Raw genomic sequence first — 23,550 nt, forward strand, 5'->3', positions numbered from 1 at the left:
GGAGTCAGCTCAGTTCGCCGGACGCAGCTTGGCGGCTTCGGCCTCGGGCGGCAGATAGTCTTCGCCCTTCTTGAACTTGACATCGACCATGATGCCCTTGCCGTCCTTCTGGGTGGTCTTGCCGACGAAGGCGCCCATCGTCGACTGATGGTCGCCGGCGCGGTACACCACCGGGCCGAACGGGGTGTCGACCTTGAGGTTCTTCATCGCCTTGGCCAGGCTCTCGGTCGACGTATCGTCGGCGGCGTTCAGCACCGCGGCGATGCTCTTCACCGTCGAATAGCCGACCACCGAGCCGAGCCGCGGATAGTCCTTGTTGGCCGCCTGATAGGCGTCGAGGAAGGCTTTGTGCTCCGGTGTGTCGATCGAATACCAGGGATAGCCGGTGACGATCCAGCCCTCCGGCGTCTCGGTCTTCAGCGGGTCGAGATATTCCGGTTCGCCGGTGAGGTAGGACACCACGACGCGATCCTTGAACACGCCGCGGGTGTTGCCTTCACGCACCAGCTTCACCAGGTCGCCGGCGAAGGTGGCGTTGAGGATGGCGTCGGGCTTGGCGGCGTCGATCGCCTGCAGCACCGGGCCGGCGTCGATCTTGCCCAGCGGCGGCCACTGCTCGGCGACGAATTCGACGTCGGGCCGCTTCTTGGTGAGGATCTCCTTGAACGCGGCGACGAAGGACTGGCCGTATTCGTAGTTCGGCGCGATCGTCGCCCACTTCTTGGCCGGCAGCTTGGCGGCTTCTTCGGCCAGCATCGAGGCCTGCATGTGGTTCGAAGCGCGCAGCCGGAAGGTGTAGTCGTTGCCCTTCGACCAGACGATGGCGTCGGTCAGCGGCTCGGCGGCGATGTACAGCACTTTCTTCTGCTTGGCGAAGTCGGACAGCGCCAGGCCGATATTGGAGAGGAAGCCGCCGGCGATCATCACCACGCCGTCGCGCGACACCAGCTCGTTGGCGGCGGTCAATGCGTCGCCGGGTTTGCCCCCGTCGTCCTTGGTGATGACGACCAGCTTCTTGCCCTTGATGCCGCCGGCATCGTTGATCTGCTTGACGGCGAGCTCGAGGCCCTTGCGATACGGCTCGGTGAAGCCGGGCAGGGACGAGTAGGAGTTGATCTCGCCCACCTTGATCTCGCCCTGCTGGGCGTAGGCCGCCCCGGACGTCAACAACAATGCCGTCAGTGCCAGTCGTGCTATCTGCTTCATACGCTCTTGCCCTCTTCTGGTGATACTCAGCCTGGTTCAGCGTAGTCCGTCTTCGCCCTTGATCTCGGCGGTGGTCAAGCCGCCGACCCGCGGCAGCGGGCGGCCGGAATCCGTCACCGCCACGGCGACGACGATTTCATTGGCGCGCGGCGCATCGCCGACGCTCACCTGCATGCCGTCGAAATGGCTGCGCACGAAGGCGGCGTCCTTGTGGCCGAGCGGGATGTCGAGTTCGGCGCCCAGCCCGCCGCGACGCTTCGACGACGGGATCAGCGCCGCGCCTTTGCCCAGCACCTTGCGCACCGGCGCGCCCATCTTCGGATGCAGCAGCGCGGCGGCGTGTTCGAGTTCGCCGTTCTCGCCGACCAAAGCGGCCTTGCCGTAGCTCTCCGCCTTGCTGCCCTCGATGCCGAGCGCCGCCACGGTCTTTTCAGTCAGAAGTCCGCCGAGCTCTTCGCCGATCGCGATCAGTTCGGACAGATCCTCGACATAGCGGCCGGCGAAAGGGTTCTCGATCACCGCGATCGCGGCGGCGCGGCGGGTGGCCGGGGTCACTGGCCGGCCCATTTCGGTCAGCGTCTCTTCGACGACGACGACGATCTTGCGGATCTTGGCGCTCATCGCAACCCGTCCTCGCCCTTGATATCTTCGGCTTTGAGCCCGCCGACGCGCGCATGCACACGCGGGCCGCAGCTCATCACCAGCACCAGCGCGATCTCGTTGGCCTTCGGCGCGTCTGTGACGCCGACTTCCATCGCGTCGAAATGGCTGCGCACGTAGGAGGCGTTGACGTGCGTGATCGGCACGTCGAGCTTGGTGCCCGGACCGCCGACCTTCTTGGTCGAGGGCACGATCGCCTTGGCGTCGCCGAGAATTTCGCGCATCGCATAGCCGCCCGGCACGTGCCACAGCGCGCCGTGCTCGAGTTCGCCGTTGGCGCCGACGATCGCACCCTTGCCGTAGCCGTCGATCGCCTTGGCGTCGCCGCCGAGCGCCTGCAGCAGTTCGCCGGCCAGCGCGACGCCGAGCGGCGTCAGATCGTCCATGAAGCCGGCGATCTCCGGCTCGTAGCGGCCGGCGAACGGGTTCTCGATCACCGCGATGATGGCGCCGCGCTTGCGCGGCGTCGCCGCCACCGGGCCGCCTTCGTGGAAGACCTCCTCGGTGATCAGCAGCTTCTTGCGGACTTTGACCTCAGGCATCGGTTTGCTCTTGTTGTGAGTGCGAGGAAAGGAATGCGGCATCGCCGGTGCTGACGGTCTCGCCCTGCAAATGCAGCGCCGCGGACGAGATCAATCCGCGCGACATCAGGTCGCGCGCCACAGTGAGGCCGGCGGACAGCGCCTGCATGCGTTCGGCAGCCGACAACATCGGCACGTCGCGTGTGACGCGGCGATCGCCGAGATCGTTGTCGGGCTGAATGTCGCGCGCAGCGCCGCGAACGACGCCCGGATGCTCCGGCAGATCGACCGCGTTGGCAACAACGGTAGCGGCCGCATCCGCCATCGCGGCGGTCGGTGCCAAAATCGTCACCGCGTCGGCGATGCCGAGCGAGAAGCTGCGCCCGCGCCAGCCGCTGGTCGCGACGCCGCGCACCGGACTATCCGCGGTGATTTCGGCCGAGCCGATCAGCCGCGGCTGGTCGGGACGATCGACCAGGCCGACCGTGTAGCTCGCGCCCTGCGCCAGATGCAGCGCGATGTCGCCGCCATTGTTGACATAGGCGCGGGTGATGCCGGGGCAGACCAGCACCTTCAGCACCTCGTCGGCCACCGCGCCGGCGACTGCCGCCATTGGCGTGATGAACATCGCGTCAGCGAACGGAGCGACCGCCGCGGCCATGCGCTGCGCGACCGGGTGCACCAGCGCTGGCGCGTTGCCGCCGGCCGGCGCACGCAGCGCCGAGAGTTCTGCACACAGCGCGTCGAGTAGCCCGGTGAAGCGCCGCGCCGCGGCGTCATAGGCGTGGCGCACCGCTTCCGGTTCGCCGGTCGCCTCGATGATCAGGTCGATCGGGCCGTCCTGCAGATGCAGGCGGCGGCCATTGGCCAGCAGCGCCGCCTGGATGGGCCGTCCTCGAACCGGCGAGATGGGTTGCGGGGCGGCCATGCGATCAGCCGAAGTAACGTTTGACGGCGTTGGGCGCGAGCGGCCACGGATTGTCCGCATGCGGCGCGACCGGACGCCGGCCGTCGTCGAGTGTGATCGACGATACCGGGCGAACTTCCGCCATGTGGCCGCCGAGTTCCTGATAGTCCGACAGCCGCAGCGTGAACTCGATCGGCGCCACCAGCGCCGGCGTCGGCACGTAGCCGAAGGCGTTTTCCGGCATCTTGGTGACGTCGACCATGATGGTGATGCCGCCGCCCGGATAGACATAGACCGGCGCGCCGCCGCAGGTGACGTAAGTCAGCGCGTCCTTCACCGAATTGGTCAGCCGCACCGGATTTTCCGTGACGCCGGCACGCAGCGAACCGCCAGCGCCCGCCATGAATAGCACCGTCGACAGCGCCGGCTCGCAATTGTCCTTCACGCGCTGCGACAGCATCGCCAGCTCCGCCGGCATCTCCTTCTCGCGCGGGATCAGCTCGTCGTCGAGTTCGAAGTAAGCGGCGTGCTCGCCGGTGGTCGAGATGAAATACAGCCGCAGCCCGGGCCAGGCGACCTTGCGGTCGAACGGGCCGAGGATCGACAGCGGATCGGAAATGTTGGTGCCGCCCCAGCCGGTGCCGGGCTCGGCGACCTGGAAGTAACGGCCCGGCGTCGAGCGCCGTCCCTTGATCTTGATGCCGGTGTCGGGAATGCCCAGAACCTTGCCGGCCTGATGTTCGGACAGCACGCCGGTGATGTGATCGTCCACCACCACGACGTCGTCGACCAGGCCGAGCCACTGTTTGGCGAACATGCCGATCGTCGCCGAGCCGCAGCCGACGCGCATCCGCTCTTCCATCACGCCGTTGACGATCGGCGCCTTGCCGGCCTGCACCACCACGGTCGAGCCGCCGTCGATCGTCAGTTCGACCGGCTTGCCGTTGCACAGATCGAGCAGCGCCTCGCAGGTGATGCGGCCCTCCTTCTTGCTGCCGCCGGTGAGGTGATGCACGCCGCCCAGCGACAGCATCTGCGAGCCGTATTCCGACGTCGTGACGTGGCCGACCGCTTCGCCGCCGGCCCGCACCGTCGCCTGCTCGGGGCCGAGGAAGCGGTCGGTGTCGATCTTCACCTTGACGCCGCAGTAGCTGAAGATGCCTTCGGTGACGACCGTCACCATGTCGACGCCGCCCACTTCGGACGACACGATGAACGGCGCGGGCTTGTAATCCGGATAGGTGGTGCCGGCGCCGATCGCGGTGACGAAGGTCTCCGGCGGAGAAATCAGTGTGCCGTCCCACGAGCCGTCGCGATGGAACGGCACCACGGCGGCGCCATGCGCCAGCGCGCGGTCGAGCACGACATGCGGATCGACGCGGACCAGTTCGCCGCCCGCATTGGCGTAGCGATCGCAAGCGCCGCTGGCGCCCGGCTTGATGTAGCACATCACCGGACAGGCATCGCAGCGGATCTTGTCGTCGCTCGGCGCCTGCGCCGCGGGAATGCTGTCGCTCATGGGACTGATGGCTCCAGGCCGTCGGCGTGTGGCGATCCGGCACTGCCTCATTTCATATGTATACTAATGAAAAGGGAGGGCTGCCTTGAAGTCAAGCATAAGGAATGGGCAGCACATGCACAAACATTGTCGCAGTGCACACGCGCTTGACGGAATTCATTGGTGTAGAAACAATCGTCCGAGCAATTGCCAACGGCGGTGGAGCCCGAATGCCCGCTACTCATCACAGTGCAGCGTCGTTTGTTGCGGTGCACGCTGCGCGCTGCTTGCGGTGCAAGGCCGCATCTGCGGGGCGGCACCGATGAGTTCGGCGGCGCCCGTCATTTTGACCGTCAACGGAACCGAGCACGCTTTCGATCTGCCGCGGGACACCAAGTTGATCTACGTGCTGCGCAACGATCTCGGCCTCAACGGCCCAAAATTCGGCTGCGGCCTCGGCGAGTGCGGCGCCTGCACGGTTCTGATCGACGGCGTGCCGGCGCGGTCCTGCGTGGTGACGCTGAAGACGGCCGAGGGCCGAATTGTTACCACGCTGGAAGGCCTCGGGACTCGCGATGCGCTGCACCCGGTGCAGGCCGCGTTCATCGCCGCGCAGGCAGCGCAATGCGGCTACTGCCTCAACGGCATGATCATGTCGGCGACCGCGCTGCTGGCGCGAAACCCGACGCCCAGCGTCAACGAGATCCGCGAGGCGCTGCGCTACAATCTGTGCCGCTGCGGCACGCATGTGGAAATCATCCGTGCCGTGATGATCGCGGCGGGCGTAGCCCCGGATGCGACGCTCGCTGAGGCGGCCCCGTCATGAGCGAGCGCCAAGTGACCGAGCCGACGCCGGACACAGCGGATCTGCTGACTCGTGCCGGCACGCTCGCGGTGCTGCGGCCGTCGCAACACGTCAAAGGATTAGTCCCGACCGCGCCGCCGCCCGACGGCGCGCTCGATCTATTTCTGTTCGTCGACGACAGCGGGCAGGTGCTTGCCTTCAGCGGCCACGTCGATCTCGGCACCGGCATTCGCACCGCGCTGGCGCAGATCGTCGCCGAAGAACTCGACGTGCCGTTCGAGGCCGTCACCATGGTGATGGGCCACACCTCCGGCACGCCGAACCAGGGCGCCACCATCGCCAGCGACAGCATTCAGGTCAGCGCCGTGCCGCTGCGCAAGGCGGCCGCGCAGGCGCGGCATCATCTGGTCGCGCTCGCCGCGCAGGAGCTGGAGTTGCCGGCCGATCAGCTCACCGTCACCGACGGCATCGTGCATCCGCGCGACGCGTCCAATCGCGGCGTGTCCTATACGACGCTGCTGCAAGGGCGCCGCGAGCGGCTGATGCTGGCCGACGATGTTGTCGTCAAGCGGGTCGCCGAGCATCGCATCGTCGGGCGCCGCGTTGCGCGCTCGGATATTCCGGCGAAGGCCACCGGCGATTTCGTCTATGTGCATGACGTCCGCGTGCCCGGCATGCTGCACGGCCGCGTCGTGCGGCCGCCTTATGCGGGCATCGATGCCGGCGATTTCATCGGCAATAGTTTGCTCGGCGTCGACGAGTCCTCCATCGCGCATATTCCCGGCGTGGTCGCGGTCGTCACCATGGGCGATTTCGTCGGCGTCGTTGCGGAGCGTGAGGAGCAGGCCGCCAAGGCCGCGCGCGTGCTCGAGGTCAAGTGGAAGCCGCCGCCGCCGCTGCCGAAGCTGGACGATCTGGCGACAGCGCTGCGCGCCAATCCGGCGACGACCCGCACGCTGCTCGACAAGGGCGACGTCGAGGCGGCGCGTAGTGCGGCGACTGTGCCGATGGATCGCACTTACGTCTGGCCGTATCAGATGCACGGCTCGATCGGGCCGTCCTGCGGCGTCGCCGATGTCCGGGACGGCTTCGCGCGGATCTGGTCGGGCACGCAGAATCCGTATCCGCTGCGGCTGGATATCTCGATCCTGCTCGGCATCCCCGAAGCCGACGTCGAGATCCTGCGCTTCGAGGCGGCCGGCTGCTACGGCCGCAATTGCGCCGACGATGTCTGTGCCGATGCCGCGTTGCTCTCACGTGCTGTCGGACGGCCGGTGCGCGTGCAACTGACGCGCGAGCAGGAGCACGCCTGGGAGCCGAAGGGCGCGGCGCAGCTGATGGAGATCTCCGGCGGGCTCACCGCCGACGGCAGCCCGGCCGCCTACGACTTTGCTACGCGCTATCCATCGAACGCCGCCGTGACGCTGGCGTTGTTGCTCACAGGTCGCGTGCCCGCGAACAATCCGGTGTTCGAGATGGGCGATCGCACCGCGATCCCGCCTTATGCCTACGACAACATCCGTGTGCGCGTGCACGACATGGCGCCGATCGTCCGGGCCGCCTGGCTGCGCGGCGTCTCGGCGCTGCCGAATTCGTTCGCGCATGAGAGCTACATCGACGAACTCGCCGCCGCCGCCGGTGTCGATCCGCTGGAGTATCGGCTGCGCTATCTGCACGATCCCCGCGCCGTCGATCTGGTGAAGGAAGTCGCCGCGCGCGCCAACTGGGCGCATCGCACCGGGCCGCGCCGCGAGATCGTCGAGGGCGACGTCGTCCGCGGGCAGGGGCTCGCTTATGCGCTGTATGTTCACTCCAAGTTTCCCGGCTACGGCGCCGCCTGGTCCGCCTGGGTCGCCGATGTCGAGGTGAACACCCGGACCGGCGATGTCGCGGTCAAGCGCGTCGTGGTCGGCCAGGATTCCGGACTGATGATCAACCCGGCCGGCATCGAGCATCAGATCCACGGCAACGTCATCCAGTCGACCAGCCGCGCGCTGAAGGAACAGGTGAGCTTCACCGACACCGCGGTCGCCGACAAGGAATGGGGCGCGTATCCGATCCTCACCTTCCCCGAGGTGCCGGTGATCGACGTCGTGCTGATGCCGCGGCCGGACGATCCGCCGCTCGGCAGCGGCGAGTCCGCCTCCGTGCCCTCCGCGGCGGCGATCGCCAACGCGATTTTCGACGCCACCGGCGTGCGGCTGCGCGAGCCGCCGTTCACGCCGGACCGCGTCCGCGCTGCCTTGGGTTTGCCACAGCCTGAAACGCCCGTCGCGCCGCCGCCGCGGAAACGCTCATGGTTCGCAATGGCGGGTGCCGCGTTGCTCGGCGCGCTCGGCATGGCGGCGGTCGCGCTACCGATCCGCGGCGCGCTCGCCCCGATTGCACCGCCCGATCCCGCGACCTTCTCGGCCGACATGATCGCCCGCGGCCGCCAACTCGCCGCCCTCGGCGGCTGCGCCACCTGCCACACCGTCCCCGGCGGCATCCCCAACGCCGGCGGCCGGCCAATGGAGACGCCATTCGGCACGGTATATGCGACCAACCTCACGCCAGATCCGGAGACCGGCATCGGCGCTTGGTCCTACGCGGCGTTCGAACGCGCGATGCGCGAAGGCATTGCCCGCGATGGCAGCCACCTCTACCCCGCGTTTCCCTATGCGTCGTTCACCCGCACCAGCGACGCCGATCTGCAGGCGCTATACGCTTATCTGATGTCGCAGGCCCCGGTGAAGGCCCCGACACCGGCGGCCAAGATGGCGTTTCCGTTCAATATTCGGCCGCTGATGGCCGGCTGGAATCTGCTGTTCCTGCGGCCGGGCCCGATCCAGGCCGACCCGGCCCGTGCGGCGCAATGGAACCGCGGCGCCTATCTGGTCGAAAGCCTCGGCCATTGCGGCGCCTGCCACACCCCGCGCAATGCGCTCGGCGCCGAGCAGGCGAAGACCGCCTATCTGGCCGGCGGCGAGGTCGACGGCTGGCACGCGCCGGCACTGACCGCGCTGTCGCGCGCGCCGATCCCGTGGACCGAAGCCGAACTGTTCGCCTATCTGCGCAGCGGCTTCTCGCGCTTCCACGGCACGGCGGCGGGCCCGATGGCGGCAGTCGTCGAGCAGCTCGGCCCGCTCCCGGATGCCGATATCCGCGCAATGGCGACCTATCTGGCCTCGTTCGCACCGCCGTCAGAAGCCGATCCGGCCGAACGCGCCGCGGCGCTGCAGGCCGAGGCGGCCTCGGCGCTGCGCCCGCTCGATACGCTGGGCGGCCGGTTGTACGAGGGCGCCTGTGCGTCCTGCCATTCCGAAACCGGCCCGACGCTATTCGGCGTCCGTCCGGCTTTGGCGCTCAACACCAATCTCCACGCCGCGACCCCCGACAACCTGATTAGGGTCATTCTAGACGGAATACCTAGTCCCGCAGCGGCGGAATTGGGCGATATGCCCGGGTTCCGCCACAGTTTCGACGATAACCAGATCGCGGCGCTGGTCACTTATCTCCGCGCCTCCTTCGCCCCGCAGGCGCCCGCCTGGGGCGGCGTGGAACAAGCGGTGGCGCGCCTGCGCGCTCACCAAGGCTCCCACTGATCGACGTCTTTCCCTTCAGGTTGCCCGATAAATCGGCGCGCGATGCCTGAAATGTCCGCGCGGCACGGGCGTTCGCCGCGTTGACAGGGGGCGGGCTGCGATCCTATTTTCATTCGTGTACAAACAATCTGTCGGGCTGACGCCTCGTGCCTTCGCCGTCCCGGCCGATCAACACCAACTCCGGAGTTCTGCCGTGAGCAATCTGATGGAAGAGCGCGTTCTCTCCGTTCGTCATTGGACCGATCGTTTGTTCAGCTTCACCACCACCCGCGACTCCGGCTTCCGGTTCCGCAACGGTGAGTTCACCATGACGGGCATCAAGGTCGACGGGAAGCCGCTGCTCCGCGCCTACTCGGTCGCCAGCCCGAACTACGAAGAGACGCTGGAGTTCTACTCCATCAAGGTGCCGAACGGCCCGCTCACGTCCCGTATGCAGCACCTCAAGGAAGGCGACACCATCATCGTCGGCCGCAAGGCGACCGGCACGCTGGTGATCGACAATCTGCGTGACGGCAAGAACCTGTACCTGCTCGCGACCGGCACCGGCGTCGCGCCGTTCCTGTCGATCATCCGCGATCCCGAAACCTACGATCGCTTCGAGAAGATCGTGCTGGTCCATGGCTGCCGGCAGATCGCCGAGCTGGCCTACGGCGAGTCGATGGTGACGGCGCTGCAGGATCACGAATTCCTCGCCGACGAGGTCAAGGCCAAGCTGATCTACTACCCGACCGTCACGCGCGAGCCGTTCATCCACGAGGGCCGGATCTCGAAGCTGATCGACAACGGCCAGCTGTTTTCCGACATCGGCCTGCCGCCGCTCGACAAGGCGCAGGATCGCGTGATGCTGTGCGGCTCGACCCAGATGATGGTCGACCTCAAGAGCCGCCTGGTCGCGCTCGGCTTCGAAGAAGGCAATCACGGCGAAGCCGGCGACTTCGTGCTCGAGAAGGCGTTCGCCGAGCGGTGAACTCTGCGCGGGCCGCGCAGCGATCGGCGTTGCGCGGCGTCGCCAAGGTCGTATGCTGACAAACAAACAGCCCCAAGGCTGACAAGCCAAGCGGGTCGGATCGGTGAGGAGATAGCTCGATGGCTCACGACGCGCCCACCCCGCAGGGGCCGACCAAGCTGGTGGTCCGCAACATCGGCCTGATGCTCAGCGGCGATCTCAATCAGCCGATCCTCGAAGCCGACACCATCGTGGCCGAGAACGGCCGTATCACCGCGATCGGCCGCCTCAAGGACGTCGACACCGAAGGCGCGACCACCATCGTCGATGCCCACGGCGCCGCGGTGACGCCAGGGCTGATCGACAGCCACGTCCATCCGGTCGCCGGCGACTGGACGCCGCGGCAGAGCCAGCTCAACTGGATCGACTCCTCGCTGCACGGCGGCGTCACCACCATGATCTCGGCCGGCGAAGTGCACTATCCGGGCCGGCCGCGCGACGTCATCGGCATCAAGGCACTGGCGATCACCGCACAGCGCAGCTTCTCGGCTTTCCGCGCCACCGGCGTGAAGGTTCATGCCGGCGCCCCGGTGATCGAACACGAGATGGAAGAGAACGACTTCAAGGAGCTCGCCGCCGCCGGCGTCAAGCTGCTCGGCGAAGTCGGCCTCGGCGGCGTCAAGGACGGCCCGACCGCGAAGAAGATGGTGGCGTGGGCGCGCAAATACGGCATCCAGTCGACCATTCACACCGGTGGCCCGTCGATCGCGGGCTCCGGACTGATCGACAAGGACGTCGTGCTCGAAGCCGGCACCGACGTGGTCGGTCACATCAACGGCGGCCACACCGCGCTGCCCGACGATCAGATCCGCTGTATCTGCGAGGGCTGCAAGGCCGGCCTCGAACTCGTGCACAACGGCAACGAACGCTCGGCGCTGTACACGCTGCGGATCGCGCGCGAGATGGGCGATCTCAATCGCGTCATTCTCGGCACTGACGGCCCCGCCGGCTCCGGCGTGCAGCCGCTCGGCATCCTGCGCATGGTGTCGCTGCTGTCGTCGCTCGGCGATCTGCCAGCCGAGCAGGCGTTCTGTCTCGCCACCGGCAACACCGCGCGGATGCGCGAACTCGACTGCGGCCTGATCGAGGTCGGCCGCGCCGCCGACCTCGTCATCATGGACGTCGCCCAGCATTCGGGCGGCGCGACGCTGCTGGAGAGCGTGCGGCTCGGCGATCTGCCGGGCATCGGCATGACCATCATCGACGGCATCGTGCGATCCGAGCGCTCGCGCAACACGCCGCCGGCGAAGCGCTTCCCCAGCATCGTCAAGGTCTGACGTTCCCGGGGCGAATGGACCGGCGCTGACCTGCGCCGGTCGACGCGATGACGGCTTGTCCGAAGCTCGACCTCTCCGGCATCCGCCTCATTTTGAGGCGAATGCCGGGCTGCACTCCTCGGCCCTCATCGAGCGTCAACTGACGAATGACAGACTGAGCTTGCCCTAGAGAATCGAACCGTTTGTACTTGGTCGTCCGGTTCGGAGGACGGACGAACGCGATCCCGGACACGTCGTACCTGCCTACTAAATATCCGTCCATGCTTGCTGATTGAGCAATCAGTCAGCCGGACGGACAGCTCGCCCGCTGATGCGGGCTTGCGCTGCGGCTGCAGCTGGATCATTTCTCGATTGATGAATTTTGTCGTCGGGGATAGTTCTGCAGAATATGGCTTTGCATGAGGATCATTCGAGTAGCTGGCGCGTCGGCGTCTTGTTCTCGCAAACCGGTGTGACGGCCGCGGTCGAGCGGTCCCAACTGAACGCCACGTTGCTGGCCATCGAAGAGATCAACGCGGCCGGCGGTGTGCTGGACCGGCCGATCGAGCCGGTGATCTACGATCCGGCCTCCAGTCCGAAACAGATCCGCGGCCTCGCGGAGCGGCTGCTGCAGGTCGACAAGGTGCGGCTGCTGTTCGGCTGCTACATGACCAGCACCCGCAAGGCGATCCTGCCGGTGGTCGAAGCGTATCGCGGCCTGCTGTTCTATCCGACGTTGTATGAGGGGTTCGAATACTCGCGCCACTGCATCTACACCGGCGCGGCACCGAACCAGAATTCGATCCAACTCGCGAAATATCTGCTGTCGGCCTACGGCAATCGCTTCGTCTTCGTCGGTTCGAACTACATCTATCCCTATGAATCCAATCGGCTGATGGCCGATTTCGTCTCGCAGGACCGCGGCAAGGTGCTGGACGAGTTGTATGTGCCGCTCCAGGTAGAGCCCAAGGATTTCGACCGGGTCATCGCCAAGATCAAGAAGGCTTCGCCCGACGTGATCTTCTCGACGGTGGTCGGGAGCGGAACGGCGATGTTCTATCAGGCCTATCGTGAAGCCGGCTTCGACCCGGCCAAGATGCCGATCGCCAGCCTGAGCACCAGCGAGGCCGAACTCGCCGAGATGTCGGCCGAAGCCGCCGAAGGTCACCTCACCGCGGCGCCGTTCTTCGACACGCTGTCGACGCCGTCGGCGCGGCGCTTTGTCGAGAATTTCAAGCGGCGTTTCGGGCCGGACGCGCCGGTGACAGCGAGCGCGGAAGCCGCGTATTTCCAGGTGCATCTGGCGATGCGCGCGGTCGCCAAATGTGGCTCGGACGACCCCGAGCGGGTGCTCGTCGAATTGCGCGATGCCGAATTCGACGCGCCCCAAGGGCGCGTGCGGATCGATCACGAGAACAACCACACTTATCTCTGGCCGCGGATCGCCCGCGTCGACGGCCAAGGGCGGTTCCGCACCGTTTGGAATCCCGGCGTCCGGATCAAGCCGGATCCCTATTGCGTCGTGCAGAGCCTGGACGATTGGTCTGCGGACGAACTCAAGCCATCGGTCACATGAACCTCAGATACGGAGCTGACGGGTGACCATCCAAATTCTCCGGGATCTGCGCGGTCTGCGCGTTCATGTCGTTCATCCCGCGGATGTCGAGAGGGTTCAGCTCGTCGAGCACCTGCGGCGCATCGGCTGCATGGTGGAATCGCAATGGCCGGTGCCGGCTGCCTGGCCGGACGGCACCGACGTGGTGATCCTCGCGATCGAGCACGACGTGCGGGCGGAGATCCACAAATTGCTCAAATCGGATGGGGCCGGGCGGCCGACGCTGATCGCCGTCGTCAGCTACGAAGACCCGTCGACCTTGCAACTTGTACTTGAAGCCGGCGCCGTGGCGGTGATCGAGCGGCCGATCAGGCCGTTCGGTTTGCTGACAAATCTGACGATCGCCCGCAGCCTGTGGTTGGAGCGTCGGGAAACGACCAAGCGCATCCGCAAGCTCGAGCGCAAGCTCTCTGGCATTCAGCGCATTCAGAAAGCAAAGACCATTCTGATGGAGGGGCAGGGGCTCGACGAGGCGCAGGCCTATGAGAGCATCCGCCGTCAGGCGATGTCGAAGCGTGTATCGATGGACGACATGGCGTCTGCTATCATTCACGCAAATGAGCTCTTGCAGTACCGTGCGAAAGATGATTAGTCTTTAGTCGTCGCGCAGGAACTGCCTGTTAGTGACGCAGCCGCACCATCGATGAAGCTGGTTCGGCACTAGGCTGTGTAGCCCGAGGGGTCCGCGAGGACCTGTCGGGCTTTTTTGTTTTTGCGGCTGGCTTGTGTCGGCGGGCGTCGTTCGCTCCGCCGCGCGGCAGACGATTAGGTCATCTTTGGGTCGAAACAACGCGCTCGGGCGCGAACGACGGGTCATGCCTGAGGAAAGGGAGCAGTATGGCAATCGATCGGCGTAAATTCATCAAGGGCGGGTTGCTCGCCACCGGCGCGGCGATCACGTCGCCTGCGGTGTTCTCGACTGCCGCGCAGGCCGCGGGCGAGATCAAGGTCGGCGTGCTGTTCAGCCTCACCGGCGGTCTGTCGATCGTCGAAAAGTCGCTGCACGACGCCACCATGATGGCGATCAGCGAGATAAATGCGGCCGGCGGCGTCAAGGGCATGAAGATCGTGCCGATCGCCGAAGACGGCGCGTCGGATCCCAAGACCTACAACGAAAAGGCCTCCAAGCTCGTCATCCAGGACCGGGTGCCGACCGTGTTCGGCTCCTACACCTCGGCCAGCCGCAAGGCCGTGCTGCCGGTGTTCGAGAAGCGCAACAATCTCTACTTCTACCCGACCTATTACGAAGGCTTCGAGTGCTCGAAGAACGTCGTCTACACCGGCGCCGTTCCCAACCAGCAGCTCTCGAACTTCATCCCCTGGATCATCAAGACGCTGGGCAAGAAGAAGTTCTTCATCGTCGGATCGAACTACATCTATCCGCGCGAGATGGCCAAGGTGTCCAAGATCCTGATCGAGAAGAACGGCGGTCAGTGGGTGGCCGACGAATATCTTGAGCTCGGCCACTCCGAATGGGGCTCGATGGTCAACAAGATCAAGAGCTCCGGCTGCGACGTGGTGCTGTCGAACGTGGTCGGCGACTCGGTGATCGCGTTCTATCGCGAGTACAAGAACCAGGGTCTGACCCACGACAAGCTGCCGATCTGCGCGACCGTCACCTCGGAGATCGAAATCGCCGCGATGGGGCCCGAATACGCGGTGGGCAGCTACACCTCGTTCCCGTACTTCCAGGCGATCGATACCGACCGCAACAAGGCGTTCATCGAGCGCTACCGGGCCTTCGTCAAGGATCCCAAGGCGGTGACGCATCACGCGCTGGAGTCGTCCTACTTCCAGGTGTTCCTGTGGAAGCAGGCGGTCGAGAAGGCGACCGAGATCACCCCGATGGCGATCCGCGAGGCGGTGAAGGGGCAGGAGTTCGACGCCCCGAACGGTCACGTCAAGATCGATCCGCAGAACCTGCATTGCTACCTCACGCCGCGTATCGCGCAGTGGCAGGCGGACGGCCAGGGCAAGATCATCGACGCCTACAAGGAGCCGGTGATGCCGCTGCCTTACGTCGCTTACGGCGAGACCGAGTCGAACCTGTTCTGCACCGCCAAGGGTCTCGACACCACCAAGCTCAAGATCTGACACCTCGCTCTTGCGCCGCCGCACGCGATGTGCGGCGGCCCTTCTCTCGGGGAGCCGCGATGCTCGACGTCCTGTTCATTGGTTTGAGTCTCGGTTCGGTGCTGCTGCTGGTGGCATTGGGGCTGGCGATCACTTACGGCGCCATGGGGGTCATCAACATGGCCCATGGCGAGATGGTGATGATCGGCGCCTACGTCACGGTGCTGTCCGGCATCTGGCTCGGCACCAACATTTTCGTGGCGATCCCGCTGGCCTTCATCGTCACCGCGCTGCTTGGTCTGCTGATCGAGCGTGTGGTGGTCCGCAAGCTGTACGGCCGCTTGCTCGACACGCTGCTCGCGACCTGGGGCATCGCCATCCTGATCCAGCAGGCCGTGCGCCTCGAGTTCGGCCTGTCGTTCTTCGGCATTCACATCCAGGGGCTCGGCCCCGGCCTGCAGAACGTCGCGGTGCCGGCGTTCCTGCAGGGCACGTTCATGATCGGCGGCGCCGAGATCAATCGCTATCGCGCCTTCATCATCGTGGTCACCACGATCCTGGCGTTGCTGACCTGGCTGATCATGTATCGCACGGCGATCGGCACGCAGGTCCGCGCCATTATCCGCAACCCGAAGATGGCGGCCGCCTGCGGCATCAATGTCGAGCGTGTCAACGCCTTGACCTTCGCATTCGGCTCCGGCCTCGCCGGCATCGCCGGGGTGATGATGTCGGGCTTCAAAACGGTGTTTCCCGACATGGGCACGTCGATGGTGGTCGACGGCTTCCTCGTCGTGGTGATGGGCGGGGTCGGCAGCCTGCTCGGATCGGTGCTGTCGGCCGGCATTCTCGGCGAGATCAACGGCCTCGTCGCGGCGGCGACCAACGACATTCTGGCCCGCGCCGTGGTGTTCGGCATCGTGATCGCGATCATCATTCTCAAGCCGAAGGGCCTGTTCGCCCTCAAGGGACGCTGAACGATGGCTTCGAAGCGCAGCATCACCTGGGCGGCCTACGCGGCGTTCATCGTGCTGATCATGGCGGCGCCGCTGGTGATGGATCCGTTCTGGCTCAACCGCGTCGCCAAATATCTGGTGTTCGGCATGCTCGGCATCGCGATCGCGCTGTCGTGGGGCTATGCGGGCATTCTCAATCTCGGTCAGGGACTGTTCTTCGGCGCCGGCGCCTACATGCTGGCGATGTCGCTGAAGCTGGCGAGTCCGACCAGCCTGCAGCAGGGCTCGGACAAGCCTGTGCCCGACTTCATGCTGTGGAACGCCGAGCCCGGTGCGCAGACGGATCTGTGCTGCATCAACAAGGCGTCCTTTCTCTGGATCCCGTTCAAGAGCGAATGGTTCGGCATGGCGATGGGCATCGTGCTGCCGGTGCTGATCGCCGGGCTGATCGGCACCATCGTGTTCCGCAAGCGCATCTCCGGCGTGTTCGTGTCGATCATCACGCTGGCGCTGGTGTTGCTGGTGCGCTTGGTGGTGATCGACGCCCAGCCGATCACCAACGGCTTCAACGGTCTCACCGATCTCGGCTGGCTCAACATCGGCGGTTTCGAATTCGATCCCTATGTGGTCCCGACCTATTACCTGATCGCGGTCTCGCTCTCCGTCGTGTTGATCGCGACGCGCCTCCTGGTCGAGACCCGCGCCGGCCTGATCCTGCAGGCGATCCGCGACGACGAGAACCGTGCGCGCTACCTCGGCTTCGACGTCCCGACCTACCAGATCTTCTTCTACGCGGTGTCGGCGGCGATCGCCGGTTTCGCCGGGATGCTCTACGTCGTGATTTCGGAGTTCGCGTCGCCGACCTTCATGGACCTGGCATTCTCCATCACCATGGTGGTGTGGGCGGCGGTCGGCGGGCGCAAATCGATCCTCGGTGCCTGCATCGGCGCGATCCTGATCAACGTGATCTCGGCGACCGTCAGTGAAACCGAAGGCTTCGCCGAAGCCTGGAAGGCGATCATCGGGCTGATCTTCGTGCTGGTGGTGCTGTATCTGCCGCACGGCCTCGCCGGCTTGGCGCACGATCTGATCGATCGGGTGCTGCGCCGCAAGCCGAAGGCGCCGTCCCGTCAGATCGACGCCAGCGGCGTCTCGCAGCTCGCGGAGTAGTTCGATGGATCGCATCGCACTCACCATCGATGGTCTCGGCGTCGATTTCGAAGGCTTCAAGGCGGTCAACAACGTCTCGCTGACCATCGGAGAAGGCGAACTGCGGGTCGTGCTCGGCGCCAACGGCGCCGGCAAGACGACGCTGATGGATCTGATCTCCGGCAAGACGCAGAGCACCAGCGGGCGTGTCTTCATCGACGACACCGAGATCACCAACTGGCCCGAGCACAAGATCGCGCGCGCCGGCATCGGGCGGAAGTTTCAGATCCCGAGCGTGTTCAAGGAACTCAGCGTTCGCCGCAACCTCGAGGTCGCGAGCTGCAAGAACCCCGGCGTGCTGGCCAATCTCGGCTTCGGCTTCGGGCCAGAGACCCGGCGGCGCGTCTCGGAGGTGCTGGAGCTGATCGGCTTGACCGAGGAGGCCGAGCGTACCGCGGCGTATCTCAGCCATGGCCAAACGCAGTGGCTCGAACTCGGCCTGCTGATCATCCAGAATCCGAAAGTGATCCTGCTCGACGAGCCGACGGCCGGCATGACCCAGGCCGAAACCCACAAGACCTCGCAGATCGTCAACAACCTCAAGGGCCGGCACACCATCATCGTGGTCGAACACGACATGGCATTCGTTCGCGAGATCGCCGAGCGCATCACCGTGCTGCATCTCGGTCAGGTTCTCGCCGAAGGCAGCGTGAGCCAGATCGAGAACGATCCGCGGGTCAAGGAAGCCTATCTCGGCGCGCAGGGGATCACCTGATGCTGACCTTCACCAACGTCAACAGCTTCTACGATCGCAGCCACATCCTGCACAATGTGAGCCTCGAGATTCCGACCGGCCAGATCACCGCGATCCTCGGCCGCAACGGCACCGGCAAGACCACGCTGCTGAAGACGCTGATGGGCCTCACCGACCGCAGCGATGGCCAGATCCGGCTCGAGGACGACGATCTCGCTGCGCTGCCGACGTTCCGCCGCGCCCGCGCCGGCATCGCTTACGTGCCGCAGGGCCGTGAGATCATTCCGGACTTCACCATCCGCAACAACATCCTGATGGGCGCCTTCGCGCGCACCGACGGCAAGCGCGAGATCCCGCCGCTGGTCGCCGAGCTGTTTCCGTATCTGATGCAGAATCTCGACCGCAACGGCGGCGTGCTGTCCGGCGGTCAGCAGCAGCAACTTGCGATCGCCCGCGCGCTGGCTGCCGATCCGAAGATCATCCTGCTCGACGAGCCGAACGAAGGCATCCAGCCGTCGATCGTGCAGGAGATCGAAGCGATCATCGTCAGGCTGAACCGTGAGCTCGGTCTCACGGTGCTGCTCGTCGAACAGAACATCCCGTTCGTACGCCGTGCTGCGCAGCGCTTCGCCATGATGGAGAAGGGGCGCGTGGTCGAATTCGGCGCGATCGACCGGCTCTCGGACGACATGGTCCACCGCCACATGGCGGTGTGATCGCCACGAAGTCACCCGGCCCGACGGCGCGCCGGCATCTGCCCGACAACAACGCTCATCAAGGGAGTGCGACATGCATCATGGTGATATCTCGTCCAGCAACGACACGGTCGGCGTCGCCGTTGTCAACTACAAGATGCCCCGGCTGCACACCAAGGCCGAGGTGCTGGCCAACGCCAAGAAGATCGCCGACATGATCGTCGGCATGAAGGTCGGCCTGCCGGGCATGGATCTGGTGATCTTCCCGGAATATTCGACCCACGGCATCATGTACGACTCCAAGGAGATGTACGAAACCGCCTCGACAGTGCCGGGCGACGAGACCGAGATCTTCGCCGAAGCCTGCCGCAAGGCCAAGGTGTGGGGCGTGTTCTCGCTGACCGGCGAGCGTCACGAGGAGCATCCCAACAAGGCGCCCTACAACACGCTGATCCTGATGAATGACAAGGGCGAGATCGTTCAGAAGTATCGCAAGATCATGCCCTGGGTGCCGATCGAGGGCTGGTACCCCGGCAACTGCACTTACGTCTCGGAGGGCCCGAAGGGCCTGAAAGTGTCGCTGATCATCTGCGACGACGGCAACTACCCGGAGATCTGGCGCGACTGCGCCATGAAGGGTGCCGAACTGATCGTCCGCTGCCAGGGCTACATGTATCCGGCCAAGGACCAGCAGGTGATCATGGCCAAGGCGATGGCCTGGGCCAACAACGTCTATGTCGCGGTGGCGAACGCCGCCGGCTTCGACGGCGTCTACTCCTATTTCGGCCATTCGGCGATCGTCGGCTTCGACGGCCGCACGCTCGGCGAATGCGGCGAGGAGGAATACGGCATCCAGTATGCGCAGCTGTCGAAGTCGCTGATCCGCGACGCGCGCAAGACCGGCCAATCCAACAACCACCTCTTCAAGCTGCTGCACCGCGGCTACACCGGCGTCATCAATTCCGGCGACGGCGACAAGGGCGTGGCGGCCTGTCCCTACGATTTCTACGCCAAATGGATCTCCGATCCGGAAGGCACCCGCGAGATGGTGGAGTCGTTCACGCGCGACACCATCGGCGTCGAGGAATGCCCGATCGACGGCATCCCGAACAAGAAGGTCGTGCATCGCTGACGATGCCCTGAACACCGCCCGCGGCCCGGGCCGCGGGCGACCGTCTGAACTCGAAACGAAAGGGGAGCCGATGCTTCGGATCGATCATGTTCTGGGCAGCCGTATCGATCCGAATTTCTCGGAAGATCTGCATCGGCTCGAGCACAGCGGCGGCGTCGACATCGTCAGCATTCCGGTCGCCGATCTGGCGCGTCGCCGCTTGCTTGCGACCACGCGGGGCGGGCAGGAGCTGGCGATCGCACTGCCGCGCAGCGAGAAGCTGTTCGACGGCGCCGTGCTGTTCATCGATGACGCGCGGGCGATCGTCGTTCACGCCGGGACCGAGCGCTGGCTGCGGCTGGTGCCACGCTCGATCGCCGACGCGATCGAGCTCGGCTATCAGGCCGGCAATCTGCATTGGCGCGTGCGGTTCGAGGGCGAGGCGTTGTTCGTCGCGCTGGAGGGGCGCGCCGAAGACTACATCGCCCGGCTCGACGAACTGATCGGCAGCCGCCGCATCGGCGTCTCGATCGTCGACCAGGAAAGCGGTGAGGGCGGGCGAAATGGACTCGATGCAGCGCACGGCGCAACGCCGCACTCGCACGGTCACGGCCATCATCACGGCCACGACCACGATCATTGATCATGCGCGCCGCCCTCCTCGCGATCTGGCAGGCCGACAGCGGGTTTCCGAACGGCTCGTTCGCGTTCTCCTATGGCGTCGAGGCGATCGCCGATCTGCGCGGCAAGCTGTCGCCGCGGTCGCTTGCGGATCTCATCGAGTCGGTGCTGCGGCTGCGCTGGGCGACGTTCGATCGCGTGCTGATGGTTCGTGCGTTCCGGGCGGGCGACGAGTTGGTCCACCTCGCGGAGCTCGATCGGCTCTGTGAGGCGATGTCGCTGCTGGAGCCGCATCGGCTCGGCTCTCGGCGTAACGGCGGTTCGTTCGTCGCGGCGCATGCGCGGCTCGGGGATCCGCTCGCCCTGCGGCTGCGCGATGCGATCGCGGCGGGTGAGTGCCTCGGACATCTGCCGGTGATGCAGGGAGCGGTCTGGCGCGCCCTGCAGTTCGATCGGCAGGCCGCGGAGATTGCCTCCGGTTACATTACGGCCTCGGGCATGATCGCGGCAGCGGTGCGCCTCGGCGCGATCGGCGCGCTGCAGGCGCAGGCTGCGCTGCAGAGCGTGCTGCCGATCATCGAGGGTCTCGTGGCGCACGGCGGCGACGATGCCGAGCCGTCGAGCTGCGTTCCCTTCATCGACATCGCCGCCGCCCGGCACATGCGGGCCGATCTGCGGTTGTTCGCAAACTGAGAGGCTCCGATGCTGCTCACTCCGACGGAACTCGAACGCCTGACGATCTTCAACGCCGCGGAACTGGCGCGCCGCCGCCGCGCGCGCGGGCTGAAGCTGAACTATCCGGAGGCGGTCGCGCTGATCACCGACGATATTCTCGAGGGCGCGCGTGATGGCCGCACGGTGGCGGATCTGATCGGCTACGGCTCGACGATCCTGACCACCGACGACGTGCTGCCCGGCATCGCCGCGATGATGCATATGATCCAGGTCGAGTGCGTGTTTCCGGATGGCACCAAGCTGGTGACGGTGCACGAGCCGATCCGACCTGCGCCGGGCAGCGAGGCCGATCCCGAACATCCCGGCTTGATCACCGCAGCGGAAGGCTCCCTTGAGCTCAACGCCGGCCGGCGGCGGCTGTCGCTCACGGCCGTCAACACCGGCGATCGCCCGATCCAGGTCGGCTCGCACTATCATTTCTTCGAGGTCAACCGCGCACTCGAATTCGATCGCGGCGCGGCCTTCAACATGCGGCTCGACATTCCGGCCGGCACTGCCGTTCGCTTCGAACCGGGCGCGTCCAAGGAAGTCACACTGGTCGAGTTCGGCGGCAGCGGCGATCTCACCGGGCTCAACAATCTCACGGCGGGGCGCGGCTCCGATCCACGCGTGCGCGAGGCGGCGCTGGCCCGCGCCAAGGCGCGCGGCTTCAGGGGAGCGTAACACCATGGCGAAGATTCAGAGGCGCGACTATGCCGCGCTGTACGGCCCCACCACCGGCGACAGCATCCGGCTCGGCGACACCGCGCTCCAGGCGGTGGTCGAGAAGGACTACGCGGTGTATGGCGACGAGTGTCTGCACGGCGGCGGCAAGACGCTGCGCGACGGCATCGGCATGGCCGGCATCACCAGCGCCGAGGGCGCGCTCGATTTCCTGCTGTGCAACGTCACGGTGATCGATCCGGTGCTCGGCATCGTCAAGGGTGATCTCGGCATTCGGCATGGCCGCATCGTCGGCATCGGCAAGGCCGGCAATCCGGCGATCATGGACGGCGTCGATCAGCGGCTGATCGTGTCGACCGGCACTACGGTGCGCGATTGCGAAGGCATGATCGCGACGCCGGGCGCGATCGACGTCCACGTGCATTTCGACAGCGCCGGCCTGGTCGAGCACGCGCTCGCCAGCGGCATCACCACGATGATCGGCGGTTCGCTCGGCCCGATCACGGTCGGCATCGATTCCGGTGGCCCGTTCAACACCGGCAAGATGCTGCAGGCGGCCGAAGCGTGGCCCATGAATTTCGGCTTCCTCGGCCGCGGCAATTCGCACGTCGCGCCGCCGATGGTTGAGCAGCTCGAAACCGGCGTGATGGGGTTGAAGCTGCACGAGGACTGGGGCTCGATGCCGGCGGCGATCGATTGCTGCCTGCGCGTCGCCGACGAATACGACTTCCAGGTCCAGATCCACACCGACACGCTGAACGAGTCCGGCTTCGTCGAGGATACGCTGCAGGCGATCGGCGGCCGCACCATCCACATGTATCACACCGAAGGCGCCGGCGGCGGCCACGCTCCGGACATCATCCGCGTCGCCGGCGAGATGCACTGCCTGCCGTCGTCGACCAATCCGACCAATCCCTACACGGTCAACACCTTCGACGAACACCTCGACATGACGATGGTGTGCCACCATCTCAATCCGGCGATCCCCGAGGACGTCGCCTTCGCCGAGAGCCGCATCCGGGCCCAGACCATCGCGGCCGAAGACGTGCTGCACGATATCGGCGCGATCTCGATGCTCGGCTCGGACAGCCAGGGCATGGGCCGTATCCACGAAGTGATCTGCCGGACCTGGCAGCTCGCCTCGAAGATGAAGCAGCAGCGCGGCGCCCTGCCGGAAGATCAACCCGGCATGGGCGACAACGCGCGCATCAAGCGCTACATCGCCAAATACACCATCAATGCGGCGAAGACCTTCGGCATCGCCGATCACATCGGCTCGCTGGAAGACGGCAAGCTCGCCGACATCGTGGTGTGGAAGCCGGCGTTCTTCGGCATCAAGCCGGAGCTGGTGATCAAGGGCGGCTTCATCGCCTGGGGCGCGATGGGCGACAGCGCGGCGTCGCTGATGACCTGCGAGCCGATCCTGATGCGGCCGCAATGGGGCTCGTTCGGCCGCGCGCCGGCTGCGCTGTCGGCTTGCTTCGTGCATCCGCTGGCGATCGACGGCGGCATCGCGGGGAAGCTCGGCCTGTCGAAATCGTTCCTGCCGGTGAAGGGCACGCGCACGCTCAGCAAGCGCGACATGCTGCACAACGACGCGTGTCCGCGGATCACCGTCAATCCGGATACGTTCGACGTCTTCGTCGATGGTGAACTTGCGACCTGCGAGCCCGCGACCGAGCTGCCGCTGGCGCGGCGCTATATGTTGAGGTGACGCATGGGACTGCAACAGACGCCA

General features: G+C 65.7%; 21 protein-coding genes. 16 read left to right on the plus strand and 5 right to left on the minus strand.

From position 1 onward, the window contains the following. Positions 1–9: 9 nt before the first annotated feature. Genes IP86_RS01410 through IP86_RS01430 form a run of 5 tightly spaced genes read right to left on the minus strand, consistent with a single transcriptional unit; the run spans position 10 to position 4,813 of the window. Positions 10–1,206, minus strand: a complete 1,197-nt coding sequence (locus IP86_RS01410; protein ID WP_054160775.1) for an ABC transporter substrate-binding protein — start codon at positions 1,204–1,206, stop codon at positions 10–12. Positions 1,207–1,242: 36 nt separating this feature from the next. Further along, on the minus strand, positions 1,243–1,827 hold the full coding sequence (locus tag IP86_RS01415; protein ID WP_054160776.1) for an amino acid synthesis family protein: 585 nt from the start codon (positions 1,825–1,827) through the stop codon (positions 1,243–1,245). Further along, positions 1,824–2,408 carry an amino acid synthesis family protein gene (locus IP86_RS01420; protein WP_054160777.1) on the minus strand — a complete coding sequence of 195 codons (585 nt, stop codon included), beginning with the start codon at positions 2,406–2,408 and terminating at the stop codon, positions 1,824–1,826. Before IP86_RS01420 ends, IP86_RS01415 begins: the two co-directional genes overlap by 4 nt. After that, complete coding sequence (locus IP86_RS01425; protein ID WP_054160778.1) at positions 2,401–3,315, minus strand: UPF0280 family protein; 915 nt, start codon at positions 3,313–3,315, stop codon at positions 2,401–2,403. The genes IP86_RS01420 and IP86_RS01425 overlap by 8 nt, the downstream gene beginning before the upstream one ends. Before the next feature lie 4 nt (positions 3,316–3,319). Beyond that, positions 3,320–4,813, minus strand: a complete 1,494-nt coding sequence (locus IP86_RS01430; protein WP_054160779.1) for a 6-hydroxynicotinate reductase — start codon at positions 4,811–4,813, stop codon at positions 3,320–3,322. A 301-nt stretch (positions 4,814–5,114) separates the two neighbouring features. Between IP86_RS01430 and IP86_RS01435 the strand changes: the two genes are divergently transcribed. The 16 genes from IP86_RS01435 to ureC all read left to right on the plus strand — a co-directional run bounded on the left by IP86_RS01435 (position 5,115) and on the right by ureC (position 23,526). Then, complete coding sequence (locus IP86_RS01435; protein ID WP_054160780.1) at positions 5,115–5,618, plus strand: (2Fe-2S)-binding protein; 504 nt, start codon at positions 5,115–5,117, stop codon at positions 5,616–5,618. Then, a complete protein-coding gene (locus tag IP86_RS01440; protein WP_082363722.1) occupies positions 5,615–9,181 on the plus strand; it encodes a molybdopterin cofactor-binding domain-containing protein in 3,567 nt (1,188 codons plus the stop codon). Before IP86_RS01435 ends, IP86_RS01440 begins: the two co-directional genes overlap by 4 nt. Before the next feature lie 193 nt (positions 9,182–9,374). Then, a complete protein-coding gene (locus IP86_RS01445) occupies positions 9,375–10,148 on the plus strand; it encodes a ferredoxin--NADP reductase (protein ID WP_054160781.1) in 774 nt (257 codons plus the stop codon). A 119-nt stretch (positions 10,149–10,267) separates the two neighbouring features. Continuing rightward, positions 10,268–11,464 (plus strand): amidohydrolase family protein, encoded by a 1,197-nt coding sequence (locus IP86_RS01450; RefSeq protein ID WP_054160782.1) that lies wholly within the window; start codon positions 10,268–10,270, stop codon positions 11,462–11,464. Between the two features lie 394 nt (positions 11,465–11,858). Next, positions 11,859–13,019 (plus strand): transporter substrate-binding domain-containing protein, encoded by a 1,161-nt coding sequence (locus tag IP86_RS01455; protein WP_245290503.1) that lies wholly within the window; start codon positions 11,859–11,861, stop codon positions 13,017–13,019. Between the two features lie 22 nt (positions 13,020–13,041). Continuing rightward, a complete protein-coding gene (locus IP86_RS01460; RefSeq protein ID WP_054160784.1) occupies positions 13,042–13,650 on the plus strand; it encodes an ANTAR domain-containing response regulator in 609 nt (202 codons plus the stop codon). A 245-nt stretch (positions 13,651–13,895) separates the two neighbouring features. After that, a complete protein-coding gene (locus IP86_RS01465) occupies positions 13,896–15,152 on the plus strand; it encodes an ABC transporter substrate-binding protein (protein WP_054160785.1) in 1,257 nt (418 codons plus the stop codon). 59 nt (positions 15,153–15,211) lie between these two features. Continuing rightward, on the plus strand, positions 15,212–16,105 hold the full coding sequence (gene urtB, locus IP86_RS01470) for an urea ABC transporter permease subunit UrtB (RefSeq protein WP_054160786.1): 894 nt from the start codon (positions 15,212–15,214) through the stop codon (positions 16,103–16,105). Between the two features lie 3 nt (positions 16,106–16,108). Further along, positions 16,109–17,254 (plus strand): urea ABC transporter permease subunit UrtC, encoded by a 1,146-nt coding sequence (gene urtC / locus IP86_RS01475; protein WP_054160787.1) that lies wholly within the window; start codon positions 16,109–16,111, stop codon positions 17,252–17,254. A 4-nt stretch (positions 17,255–17,258) separates the two neighbouring features. Continuing rightward, on the plus strand, positions 17,259–18,008 hold the full coding sequence (gene urtD, locus IP86_RS01480; protein WP_054160788.1) for an urea ABC transporter ATP-binding protein UrtD: 750 nt from the start codon (positions 17,259–17,261) through the stop codon (positions 18,006–18,008). Further along, positions 18,008–18,703, plus strand: a complete 696-nt coding sequence (gene urtE / locus IP86_RS01485; RefSeq protein ID WP_054160789.1) for an urea ABC transporter ATP-binding subunit UrtE — start codon at positions 18,008–18,010, stop codon at positions 18,701–18,703. Before urtD ends, urtE begins: the two co-directional genes overlap by 1 nt. Before the next feature lie 73 nt (positions 18,704–18,776). Next, entirely contained in the window at positions 18,777–19,814 is a 1,038-nt protein-coding gene (locus IP86_RS01490; RefSeq protein ID WP_054160790.1) for an aliphatic amidase, read from the plus strand. A gap of 70 nt (positions 19,815–19,884) precedes the next feature. Further along, positions 19,885–20,436 carry an urease accessory protein UreE gene (ureE, locus tag IP86_RS01495; RefSeq protein WP_054160791.1) on the plus strand — a complete coding sequence of 184 codons (552 nt, stop codon included), beginning with the start codon at positions 19,885–19,887 and terminating at the stop codon, positions 20,434–20,436. A 2-nt stretch (positions 20,437–20,438) separates the two neighbouring features. Then, a complete protein-coding gene (locus IP86_RS01500; RefSeq protein WP_054160792.1) occupies positions 20,439–21,107 on the plus strand; it encodes an urease accessory protein UreF in 669 nt (222 codons plus the stop codon). 9 nt (positions 21,108–21,116) lie between these two features. Beyond that, positions 21,117–21,812 carry an urease subunit gamma gene (locus IP86_RS01505; RefSeq protein WP_054160793.1) on the plus strand — a complete coding sequence of 232 codons (696 nt, stop codon included), beginning with the start codon at positions 21,117–21,119 and terminating at the stop codon, positions 21,810–21,812. A 4-nt stretch (positions 21,813–21,816) separates the two neighbouring features. Next, a complete protein-coding gene (ureC, locus tag IP86_RS01510; RefSeq protein WP_054160794.1) occupies positions 21,817–23,526 on the plus strand; it encodes an urease subunit alpha in 1,710 nt (569 codons plus the stop codon). Positions 23,527–23,550: the final 24 nt, after the last annotated feature.

Source organism: Rhodopseudomonas sp. AAP120 (assembly GCF_001295845.1).
Taxonomy (GTDB): Bacteria; Pseudomonadota; Alphaproteobacteria; order Rhizobiales; family Xanthobacteraceae; genus Rhodopseudomonas.